This is a genomic window from Leptospira langatensis (genome assembly GCF_004770615.1).
Lineage (GTDB): Bacteria > Spirochaetota > Leptospiria > Leptospirales > Leptospiraceae > Leptospira_B > Leptospira_B langatensis.
Genome location: NZ_RQER01000001.1, coordinates 79,047 through 90,641 on the forward strand (window position 1 = coordinate 79,047; position 11,595 = coordinate 90,641).

11 protein-coding genes are annotated in these 11,595 nt (G+C 45.6%); 9 read left to right on the forward strand and 2 right to left on the reverse strand.

Translation table 11 applies throughout. The features are described from left to right. Positions 1-4 precede the first annotated feature (4 nt). The 9 genes from EHO57_RS00320 (at position 5) to EHO57_RS00360 (ending at position 9,735) form a co-directional block, all read left to right on the forward strand. Positions 5-1,231 (forward strand): LL-diaminopimelate aminotransferase, encoded by a 1,227-nt coding sequence (locus tag EHO57_RS00320; protein ID WP_135646799.1) that lies wholly within the window; start codon positions 5-7, stop codon positions 1,229-1,231. 136 nt (positions 1,232-1,367) lie between these two features. Next, positions 1,368-2,408, forward strand: coding sequence for an adhesin OmpL37 family surface protein (locus EHO57_RS00325; RefSeq protein ID WP_135646800.1), 1,041 nt, complete (start codon positions 1,368-1,370; stop codon positions 2,406-2,408). 5 nt (positions 2,409-2,413) lie between these two features. After that, positions 2,414-3,079, forward strand: coding sequence for a PROCN domain protein (locus EHO57_RS00330; RefSeq protein ID WP_135646801.1), 666 nt, complete (start codon positions 2,414-2,416; stop codon positions 3,077-3,079). Positions 3,080-3,183: 104 nt separating this feature from the next. Next, complete coding sequence (locus EHO57_RS00335) at positions 3,184-4,302, forward strand: PAS domain-containing protein (protein WP_135646802.1); 1,119 nt, start codon at positions 3,184-3,186, stop codon at positions 4,300-4,302. A 215-nt stretch (positions 4,303-4,517) separates the two neighbouring features. After that, positions 4,518-5,945: a transcription termination factor Rho gene (gene rho / locus EHO57_RS00340; protein WP_135646803.1), complete on the forward strand. Its 1,428-nt coding sequence runs from the start codon at positions 4,518-4,520 to the stop codon at positions 5,943-5,945. A gap of 21 nt (positions 5,946-5,966) precedes the next feature. Further along, complete coding sequence (gene rpmE / locus EHO57_RS00345) at positions 5,967-6,167, forward strand: 50S ribosomal protein L31 (RefSeq protein WP_008592280.1); 201 nt, start codon at positions 5,967-5,969, stop codon at positions 6,165-6,167. Positions 6,168-6,511: 344 nt separating this feature from the next. After that, entirely contained in the window at positions 6,512-7,306 is a 795-nt protein-coding gene (locus tag EHO57_RS00350) for a pentapeptide repeat-containing protein (RefSeq protein ID WP_135646804.1), read from the forward strand. Then, positions 7,293-7,484: a hypothetical protein gene (locus tag EHO57_RS00355; protein ID WP_135589046.1), complete on the forward strand. Its 192-nt coding sequence runs from the start codon at positions 7,293-7,295 to the stop codon at positions 7,482-7,484. Before EHO57_RS00350 ends, EHO57_RS00355 begins: the two co-directional genes overlap by 14 nt. A gap of 403 nt (positions 7,485-7,887) precedes the next feature. After that, positions 7,888-9,735, forward strand: coding sequence for an esterase/lipase family protein (locus tag EHO57_RS00360; protein WP_210410072.1), 1,848 nt, complete (start codon positions 7,888-7,890; stop codon positions 9,733-9,735). Positions 9,736-9,807: 72 nt separating this feature from the next. Here EHO57_RS00360 and EHO57_RS00365 read toward each other — a convergent pair whose 3' ends face one another. Then, positions 9,808-10,449 carry a TetR/AcrR family transcriptional regulator gene (locus EHO57_RS00365; protein ID WP_135646806.1) on the reverse strand — a complete coding sequence of 214 codons (642 nt, stop codon included), beginning with the start codon at positions 10,447-10,449 and terminating at the stop codon, positions 9,808-9,810. Positions 10,450-10,458: 9 nt separating this feature from the next. Continuing rightward, entirely contained in the window at positions 10,459-11,460 is a 1,002-nt protein-coding gene (locus tag EHO57_RS00370) for an NAD-dependent epimerase/dehydratase family protein (RefSeq protein WP_135646807.1), read from the reverse strand. Positions 11,461-11,595 lie beyond the last annotated feature (135 nt).

The window sequence follows — 11,595 nt, forward strand, 5'->3', positions numbered from 1 at the left end:
TAATATGGCAAATATCAACGAAAATTATCTGAAACTGAAAGCGGGATATCTTTTTCCCGAGATCGCAAGAAGAGTAAAGGTTTATTCCGAAAAGAATCCTTCCGCCAAGATCATTCGCTTGGGGATCGGGGACGTTACTCTTCCATTGGCTCCTTCCGTAGTGGAGGCTTTGGTCTCTTCTTCCAAGGAAATGGGAACTCCGGAGGGTTTTCATGGGTACGGTCCGGAGCAAGGTTATTCCTTTCTTCTAAAGGCTATCGCTGAGAACGATTATGCTCCTCTTGGAGTGAAGTTAGACGAATCGGAAATATTCGTTTCCGATGGATCTAAATGCGATTGCGGGAATATCCAAGAGATCTTCTCCCAAGATGCTAAGATCGCGATCGGAGATCCGGTTTATCCCGTATACGTGGATACGAACGTGATGGCTGGACGTACCGGAGAGGCTGGACCTGACGGAAGATATGCAAATCTGATCTATATGCCTTCTACCAAAGAGAACGGTTTTCAACCCGATTTCCCCAAGGAAAGACCGGATCTGATCTATTTATGTTTTCCTAATAATCCGACCGGGACCGTTGCCTCTAAAGAATCCTTGAAGGCTTGGGTGGATTACGCAAAAAAGAACAATAGCATTATCCTATTCGACTCCGCATACGAGGCTTTCATTTCCGAGCCGGGAGTTCCTCGTTCTATTTACGAGGTCGAAGGAGCAAGAGAAGTAGCGATCGAATTCAGATCCTTCTCCAAGACAGCAGGGTTTACTGGATTGCGTTGTGCTTACATCGTGATCCCGAAAGAATTGAAAGGAAAGACCAAGGACGGACAAGAAGTATCCATCGGCTCTCTCTGGAGCAGAAGGCATACTACCAAGTTCAATGGCGTTTCTTATGTGACCCAAAAGGCTGCAGAGGCAATCTATTCCCCGCAAGGAAAGAAAGAGATCCGCGCAAGCATCGACGCATATATGAGCAATGCAAAAGCGATCCGAGAAGGATTGCAAAAAGCAGGTTACGAAGTATTCGGCGGTATCAATGCTCCTTATATTTGGCTCAAAACACCGAACAATCTTAGCTCTTGGGATTTCTTCGATCAACTGTTGGATAAGGCCCAGGTGGTAGGAACTCCAGGTTCCGGTTTCGGGCCTGCCGGAGAAGGTTATTTTAGACTTTCCGCCTTCGGTAAGAAAGACGATGTGATCGAGGCAATCCGCAGGATCAGCGCTCTTTAACTATAGGAGTGGAAGGGGAGGATCGGAAAGATCCGGTTTTCCCTTCTACTAAAAAGAAAACTTAGGGTATTTTTGCCCTAAAAAAAGAGAAGATACAATTTCGAACCCTGCCGATAGTCTTCTAGTAGGAAAGACCATGGGTTCGAGATATACACGTATTCTTCTTTTAACGATCGCAGCATTTGCCGTATTCGGGACTTCGAATCGGGTGTCCGCGGTCTCTCCCGATCAGACCAACCTTGCTATCTTAATAGATGAAAACAAAATCAATCTGAAATTCATCAATATTTGCGTAAGCAACCTGGCTCCTCCCTTGGAAGAAGGCGCCGGTCCCAAGCCTCAGGCAGGAACTCCTACCGCAGCGGAGAACGCTCAAGCCGGCCAGAAGCCGACAGGGGCTGCTCCTGCCGGACAGGAAGAACTTTATAAAAAGTTAAACTCCATAGACAATTACCGTTCCTTCAAGAAGGCGAACCAAGCGGACTTCAACGGAAATATGTGGTACTTCCAAAGTAATTATAGCCTTTCCTATAAGAATCTGAAGGCAGCCCAGGGAGAGATGAAGGACATCTTCCAAGTAGTTCACGAGAATTATATCAGAACTGCCAGGATCCTCTTAGAAGCCGCTTCTCCCATGATCATACGCTCCAACGATAAGATCGCTCAGCATTTATTGAAGCTTGGATTTAGGGACCTGAAATCCTCGGAAGATAATTTTACTTCCGCCTATAATTCTTCTCCGTACCAATTCAGAGTGAAGCTTGTACTTTTCGGCGAAGGGATCAAGATCGCCAGAAGGGCTAGAAGGTTCGCACTTCTGGCTATGATCGCGGCCAAGACCCCGAACGATGATAAGGCAGAGTTCCAGTTCGTAAATTTGGATGATGTAAGGAATGCGGCGGAGAAGGAAAATATTTCCGACTACGATAGGATCCGAAACACTCTCATCGATTATATAGACAACGAATTGCTTTCCCAAAAGATCAGCGCTCCCGGAGAAGGAAAGGATAATCCGGTGGATCTACTCGAAGTTCACGATGATAATTACAGTTTTATCACGAACGCCCGGGTCTCTTTTTTAGAAAAAAGTAATGAAGAGATCCGAATAGACGATATCAACCGCAAGGAATCGCTTCCTCCTGTTCCTGCTCAATCAACGAACGGAGCGGGTAAGTAAGCTCCATGGATCTTCCCACTCCGTCAGAGATCCATTCTCTTAGAATAGGGAATAGCAGAGGCTTCTGGAGATGGGTACTTCTATTTACGGGAGTAATTCTAGCATTTATAGCATGGGAAGGAATTGAATCCTCTCAGTCTTCTCAAAGTTTTAGAGAAAGAAAGAAGTCCGCAGATTCCAAGGTCCGCATTCTCAGAGAGATTGGGAGTTCCTTCTCCGCACCGGAACTGAAAAAGGATCTGCAAAAGATAGAGACATACTCCGCCGAATTGCATTCCGCATCTAAGGTGGGAAGCGCCGAGGAAAAAACGCAAGCACTTCTGGTCCTGGAAAAAACCTTACCCGAAAGCTTAAAACGTTGGTCCGAGTTTGCGGAAGGATCTTCCGACAGACTATTGCAGCATGTCGCCAAGGAATCCCGCTTCTTGAAGATGGAATCCGAAGACAGGCATCCTCTTACCGCAAAGGAAGAAGAAAGAGCGAACGATTATTTTCGCATGGCAAAAGAGGAATGGTTGGCCGGGAATAAGTTCAAAAGAGACGGCAATCATCTCTACGCTTTGGTATTATATAAGAGATCTTTAAAATACTCCTTGTCCAGTCTCAAGGTTTCCAAGTTGCCTTATCCGGAAGAATATTCCCAAGCGGCAGCTCGCTTACTCGGTAAGTAGACTTTCACTTTAAAAAACTTCTTCGAATTCAGAAAAAAGTAGAGGAATTTTCACCGTTAGGCTTCAAAAGAAGTCATTCTGGGGGAAACTTCCTCCTCTCTTCTATGAGAATCGAAGTTTTATATAAATTCTTCCTATACACTCCTGCCAGTCATCTACCCGTCTGGGAAGAAGGAAGCGGATTATTGGGACTTCTTCCGAAAGAAAGAGTCTTGATGGAACTCGCCGACTTAAGTTCCGCCGAAAGAGAATTTAGCAAGATCCCCGAAGAATTCCTGATCCGAGAAATTCCGGAAACAGTACTCGGCTACTTCCAAAAGCAAAGAACCATTCCTGTAGTCAGTGTTTCGGGAGAAAAGTTCGAGGATTGGGACAAGCCCAGGTTCCTCGCAGAACTTAGCAGATCCTCCTGGATGGCGAAGGAAACGCAGAAGCCGGAACCTTCTCCGGAAAAAACCGAAGAAGATAAAGCAAAGCAAAGCCAGTGGTTTATGGAAGTGCTTCTGCAAAACTTTCCGGACGGACTCTTGGCCACGGATCTGGACGGGCATACCGTATTTTATAACGAAAGCTTTGAAAAAGAGATCCTGGTCCGCAAATGGTTCAGAGACAGCATCCTACAAGCGGAGAAGCTTCTGAAAGAAATGTCCAAGGATCTATTGGGCAATTATCTCAAGACCCATGAGCTCCGGTTGGAAGAAGGAAGACTTTCCGTTCAGACCTTTATTCCCGAATTGGATTCTTTGATCCGAGTTTCCATCCTGAAGCAAAAAGGAAAGCCTCTCGGTTACTTATATCACTTCTCTCCTGCTTCCGCCAAACTGAATAGCCAAGACGGAGAGGGGATGGAATTCCCATCGGTAACGGAAGCATTCAATCAAAAACTTCCCCTTGAAACAGTACTTAAGGAAGTAGAAGGAAGTTATATCTACCATACTCTCAAGAGAAACCAGGAAAATGTGTCTCATGCTGCCTTGGATCTGGGGGTGCCTCGGACTACGCTGCAGAATCGGATCAAGTTCTTGGATCTTACCGCTAAGTTTAAATTGAACAAGGACCAGCCCATTCCAAGAAAGAAGACGGGCAAACCGGCTCCTCCTAAGAAACCGGCGCCTGTCCCGGCAAAACCAGTGGTCTCGGAAAAGCCTAAGGCTGCTTCTAAGAAAAAACAGAGTAGTCCTAAGAAGAAATCCCCGTCTAAAAAAAGGACAAAGCAAAAATAATTCTAAATAATTGTATTGACAGAACGTATAATTTGGAAATAGTCCACCTTAAGAGCTGATCTTCACTCTATCTTTGGAGTGGATAACCTTTGAAAATAAAAATGGTTATTACGGTCACTTAAAAGAACCGGCATCCGGATCCTCAAAACCCGCTCTTAATCGAATAATTTAACACACGGAAGTAAACTCTCTTCCAAATCCAATAACGGTATTCCATGGCCAATCCAAGACGAGACTCCAAGCCCAGAAACAACTACCAAAACGGTACGAACGACGTGCAAAACGATAATAACGAAGAAGAACCGAACTTACCGGAAGACGATCCGGAAACTGCGGAGATCCGTTCTCGCAAAAGACGTCGTGGTTCCTACGATGGACCAACCCCTGCTCCAATCGACCTAGTCGCTCTCAAAAAAACATCCATCGCTGAACTCATAGAAGTAGCAAAGAATCTCGGAGTGGAAAACACCGGGGGGCTTAAAAAGCAAAACCTGATCTTTGCCATCCTACAAGCGCAAGCCGAAAGAGAAGGCCAAGTGCATGCCGCAGGGGTCATGGAAAGACTTCCGGATGGATATGGTTTCTTACGTTCTCCGGATTATAACTATGTTCCGGGTCCGGACGATATTTATGTATCTCCTTCTCAGATCAAACTCTTCGGTCTTCGTACCGGGGATACCGTTGAGGGACAGATCCGTCCTCCGAAAGAATCCGAAAGATTCTTTGCGATGCTTCGGGTGGAAACAGTTAACGGATATACTCCTGACGTAGCCAGCAAACGCGCATTATTCGACAACCTTACCCCTCTCTATCCGAACGAGAGATTGAGAATGGAGCATGATCCTTCTCAGTTGGACACAAGGATCGTGGATCTAATGTGTCCGATCGGAAAAGGGCAGAGGGCTTTGATCGTCGCTCCTCCTAGAACTGGTAAGACCATTCTTATGCAGAATGTGGCGAATGCGATCACTAGCAACCATCCTGAGGTCACTCTGATCGTTCTTCTCATTGACGAGCGTCCGGAAGAAGTAACCGATATGGCCCGCAATGTTCGAGGAGAAGTCGTAAGTTCCACATTCGACGAGCCTGCTACCCGCCACGTTCAGGTTGCCGAAATGGTGATCGAAAAGGCGAAACGTCTTGTGGAACACGGAAGAGATGTGGTCATTCTACTCGACTCCATCACCCGTTTGGCCCGCGCCTATAACCAGGTCATTCCTACTTCCGGAAAGATCCTCTCTGGTGGTGTGGACTCTAACGCACTTCACAAACCGAAACGATTCTTCGGTGCCGCTCGAAATATCGAAGAAGGCGGATCCTTGACCATTATCGCTACCGCTCTTGTGGACACCGGTTCCAAAATGGACGAGGTGATCTTTGAGGAGTTCAAAGGTACTGGTAATATGGAGATCCACTTGGATCGTAAGTTGTCCGACAAGCGGATCTTCCCGGCAATCGACATCAATAAGTCAGGGACCAGAAAAGAGGAGCTTCTTCTTCCGAAAGAAACCCTCCAGAAGGTCTTTGTGCTCCGAAAAGTGCTTTCTCCCATGAGCATCACAGAAAGCATGGAATTATTACTTGAGAAGATGAGGCAGTCTAAGACTAACGAGGCCTTCTTAGGTAGCATGAACGCCCAGTAAGGCCGAGGAAAAGGGGAATTTATGAAAACAGACATCCATCCTAAATACGCTGACGCCAAAATTCGCTGCGCTTGCGGAGCGGTTTACGAGACTCGCACTACTGTAGGAGATATCCACGTAGAGATCTGCTCGAACTGCCATCCATACTTTACTGGAAAATCCAAAATTCTGGATACTACCGGTCGAGTAGACAAGTTCAAGAAAAAATACAAAATCTCCTAAGTTAGGAGAATGTATCATGGCGTCTCTCTCGCGAGAACCCATTACAGAAAGAGCCTTTGCTTACGGGGACGTAACGCAAAGGCTTTCCCATTTTCTGGCAGCGCGAGAGCCGGGCTCCTTCGAGCTTCGCTTACGCTTCGGTCGCTTCGCGACTGCTTACGCACTCTGCGGATCCCTGACGCGGGTAGTTCTAAGAAATCCCTCAGAACATAGAAATAAAATGCTTTCAGGATTTATGAACTAGGTCTAATCTGAAGCGGAGCTATATAAATACGTATGCAATTTTACAAAATACATCCCTCCTTAGGATTGTCGCTCCCTAAGAATGTGCAGGAGGCCCTCTCATGGCAGTAATGGATTTCAATCGATACAAAGAGATTAACGACCAGAGATTGAACTATAGAGAGATGGAAGACGCTACCGTAGTCTCCAATTACCGAAATGTTGGCTGCGGGGATGGATACCGCATCTATCTCAAGATCGACGAACATAGAATGGTGACCGATGCGAGTTATACTACCACCGGCTGCGGATTCGGTATAGTCGCACTTGCTATGGCGACCGAGATCGCCAAAGGGAGATCCATAGATGAATTGAAGAACATCACTCCGGAAGATGTGGAGAAACAATTCGAGTTCCCTGAGAGAAGAAAGAATTATCCGGAGTCAGCAGTGGCAGCGCTTCACCAAGCGATCCGAGACTTTGAGAACGGAGATGGAGTTCCCAAGGAAAGAAGGATCACTGCTTCTAAGGCAAAGGAGATCCTTGCCGAAACAGGAAGCCTGAAAGGCCAGGATCTATCTTCTATCATATTAGAAAAAGAAGATCTACATGGAGTGGATTTCTCAGGTGCAAATCTGAATAACGCATTTCTTACCAATTGTAATTTTGCTGGAGCTAATTTCGAGGGAGCTCGTTTGCGTGGAGCCTTCTTGAATGGAGCCGATCTGACCGGTGCGAATTTCAAGGGAACAGATCTACGCTGGGCAAAACTTGCAGGTGCCAAGATCGAAGGCGCCGATTTCACCGATGCAGTCTATGATATCGGGACCAGAGTGGACCAAAGACAAATTCATATTTTCTCTTCCATGAAGAAGGAAGGAAAAGATATCTATATGGAGAAACATGAAGCCGGGTGATAAAGCAAAACTAACCAAGAGAAGTTTTCTTTTAAAAGGTGTGATCGTACTGACCGGAGCCCAGGTGGAAATCCAGGAAATCAACGGAGACAAGGTCTCCGTTCTCTATAATGACAGAGAAGGTTATCCACATACGATCGAAGATCTAACCCTTGCGGATCTGGCTCCTTTAGAGTAGAATATCGCCGCGTGGATCAACGCGGCCCCCACCTTTCGCAGCGACCCTTAGGGAGCGAGAAAACGACCCGATAGGAGTTGGTGGCTGAACGAAGTGAGGCCAAACGAATGGGCCGTGAAAATTTGTAGAACTAAGTTTGATCGTAGGCCGAGCGCGGATCAACGCGGCCCCCACCCATCTCGGGATAGGGGGGAGTGGCCCGTGGGATGCTCCCGTCGCTATATCAGAAAAACGCAATCCCCGCAAGTGCTAATTTTTTACCTCGAATTTGTAGGAACTCCCGTAATTCACAGTTACTTGACAGAGTGTCGATAAACCTAGATTCTCTACTCCTGCATTAGAAATGTAGCATGAGATTCCTTTTGGAAGCAAGTTGAGAAGAATGGCCTATTTCAAATCCTACATAAAATTTCTGTTCTTCTGTGTTCCTTTTTTTCTACAATGTGGGACTTACTCCACGTTCACATATTCTCAATATGATCAAGTTCGAGCTACGAGGTTGAACGCCGTCTCCTCCAAGGGCTTGAGCCTGATCACGACTAGCTTTTTAAGGAGCAACGATCTTTACGACAAATATGTAGAGATGCCTAGAGTGGTGATCTACGATCTGGACAATCGTTTGGTTGCCGAGAAGAGTAGAGACCTTTCTTACTACCTCGCCGAGTTATGCTATCATACGGGAAGTACTCTCGATATGGACGATCCTATGTTTGCAAGGATGTATGCTTCTTCTCTGGTATATTCCTATACATATCTATTCGATAAGAAAGCGATCCCGGGACCGGATCCGTTTTCCATGCAATTTAGATTCGCCTTGGAAACCTATAACCGCTCTTTGGCCCAGCTAGTGCGATTTGCAAAGAAGAACCGAAAGCTTGCAAATCTGACCGATCTGAGCCTTCCGCTGATGAGGGGCGCCTTAACCATGACAGGTGCGGAGGTGGAGACGACTTGGACCCCTAAGAATTTTCTGGAAGTCGAAGTCGCTTATGATTATAAGATCGAAGGCTTTTCCAATCAGATCAATAAGTTCGGAATAGGCACCCCTCTTATCCTCATCCGAAAACATCCGGAAAGGGAATCTCCGGAAAGAAAGAAATACGAATTCGTAGGAGGAGTAGGGCAGGCCTATCCTGGAACGGCGTTCGTAAGTTTAGAAGATTCTTATTTAGAAAATCGTAATTTGCATTTAAAGGCTAAGATCCATCTTTTTGACCCTGTATACCGGGATCGGATCAAATTTGCGGGACTGGATCTCCCTATGGAAAGCGACACTACCACGCCATTGGCGTACATGCTGTCCGGAGCGGAAAAGAGAGACGGATTCTTTGCTAAATTCGACGGAGAAGCCGCCTTGGATAGACAGGGATTGTACCTGATCTATCCTTATAAGAAAGATAAGATCCCTGTCGTATTCGTACACGGACTGGCTTCTTCTCCATTTATTTGGTTCCCAATGATCAACGAGTTTTTGGCGGATCCTAAGATCAAGGAGAAGTATCAGTTTTGGGTTTATTGGTATCCTACTGGAAATCCGGTTACGATCTCTGCGGCGGATTTTCGGGACACATTGAGGGATCTGAGAAAGACGTACGATCCTAAGGGAGAGGACGTTTCCTTCGATAAAATGGTATTAGTCGGACATAGCATGGGCGGACTGCTTTCCAAATTAATGGTGACTCATACTAAAAAAGAAGATTGGATGCAAGCCGCTCACATCCCTCTTTCTCGCTATGAGTCCTTAAATCATGAAACTAAAGAAGATATAAAGAGAGTATTTGAATTTAAACCTCTTCCTTTTGTGAAGAGGGTGATCTTTGTTGCGACTCCTCATCGGGGTTCCAATTTGGCGGAAGGGATTTTGGGATCTATTGCAAGGATATTATTCGTTTTGCCCAAGAGTGCGCTCTCTAATATCGGAAAGGCATATAAGTTCCTGACCCTAAATTCGAATGAGGATTCTATCGTGCCAGAGAACTACGGTGTAGACGATCTGGTACCGAACAGCCTTTTCACCCAAGTGACTGGAAATCTGAAACCGGAAGTGGATTTTCATTCCATCATAGGGAATTCAAGGTTTAGAAATTTAGAATGGATTAACGATTCGGTGGTTTCCTATGACAGCTCTCATTTAGAGGGAGCTAAGTCGGAACTTTTAGTGGATTCGGATCATTCCGTGCAAGATCATATGCCTACGATCTTAGAGATAAAGAGGATCCTCTTAGAACATATACACGTTTTCGAAAATTAAGGTCGGACCTTATGACTTTGCATTTGTTTCCGGAGAAAGACCTCGGCTCGTGAAATGCAGAAACGAAAAGATCTAAGCGCTCTTCATCCCTTTCCAGAGCCAATCGAAGGATTCTGAAAGCGCCTGTTTCAGATCTCCCTCTAATAGCCAGAGATTCTTGTTCCGAAAGGCGGTTTGGATCGCTTCCGGGGGATTATGATGCTGCCAAAGCATAAGCGCTAAAAAATAAAAACGTAATATGAATTTTCGGGAATCGACGATTGTCAGATCTGCTTCCTTGGCTAACCAAGCTCTTGCTAGTTCGTCTATTCCTTCGGAGATCCTGAGTTTGAAATCATATAAAAAGTCGTGGTCTACATTGCTTTCCAAGATCCCAGGTATGATCAATCCTAGGAACATGAATACGTGGTTCGAGCAGAATTGCTCTACGATAGTTTCCTTGAGTTTAGGAAGGGAATATTGGCCGTCCTCTAAGAGTACAGCGAGTGATTGGAAAAAAATATCCGTTTCTTGCAAATGAAGGGTTAGGAATATCTCTTCTCTCGTTTTGAAGTAAAAGTAGATGACTCCCTTGGTGACTCCGGCGGCCTCTGCGATCTCTTGGGTGCTCGGAAGAGGATATTTCCGCTTTAAAAGTATATTCCGTAAAGCAGTCACTATGGACTGCTTACGGATCTCTTTCTCTTCGGGCTTTCTCGCTCTTTTTTTATCCACGTAAGGAAACTATACTGAAGAGGACAACATCCAGTCAACTGTCTCTTGTAGTGATTTTTTGATCGGCATAGGCTTCCATTGGAATTCTTTAGTGAGCCTGTCCGAGTTATATTCCTGTCTTCTCTGCAAATAATCCTGAACGATCGCGGAGTTGATCTGACGATCTAATCCGGTAAGCGCGTGTTTGATCGCGTCCAGATAAGGCATCGCTCTCACGACGAAGGAAGGAAGTTCTTTGCCGGTAGTTTTCGCCTTCGGGTGGATCTCTTTTACTAATTTGCATACTTGGGACACGGAAAGAGTTTCTCCTGTTGCGATATATCTTCCTTTTGCCTGTGGGTTTTCGTATGCCTGCAAATGTGCCATTGCTACGTCCCTTACGTCCACATAGGAGAAGGTCATTTTAGGGGCAAATGGTAGTTGGCCTTTTAGAATGTCTTGGATCAACTTCAGAGAGGATGTAGGTTGAGCAAACTGCGGCCCTACGATGGTTCCCGGTAAAATGGTCACTAGATTCAATCCTAGTTGTTCCGCTAATTCCCAGGCCAATTTTTCGGATAGGGTCTTGGAAATTGCATATGGTTCTTTCGCGCTATCATTCCAAGAAGATTCGTTTAGGGGAGCCTCTCCTTCGGCAATGGTTCCGACTGCTGCGATGCTAGAAGTATAAACGATCTTCTTAATTCCTGCGTTATGTGCTTCTTCCATTACGTTTCGGGTGCCTTGGATATTTGGCTCCAACACTTCTTTCTGCGGGTCCTTTGCGGTTAGATTGAATGCCGCGGCTACTTGGAACAATCCGTCCTGTCCGGCAAGAGCCTTTCTCAAGGATTCTCTATCGCTTAGTTCTGCGGAGACAAGCTTGACTCCGAGCTTCTGCAATTGTTTCGTTTTCCCGCTATCGTTTGCGTTTCGGACCGCTGCGGTAACATCGTAGCCTCTTTCCTTTAAGAGTTTCACAAGCGAGTAGCCAAGGTGACCATTTGCTCCAGTAACTAAAACCTTCTTCATGAGCTTCTTCCTCTGATTAATAATATACTATTTGACTTTAATTAAAATACCAATAGTCAATTATTTTTAGCTAAGGAACCCAAAATACTCTCAAAAAATTCGGAAACGAAAAGAACAGATGCCAAATTGGCTATT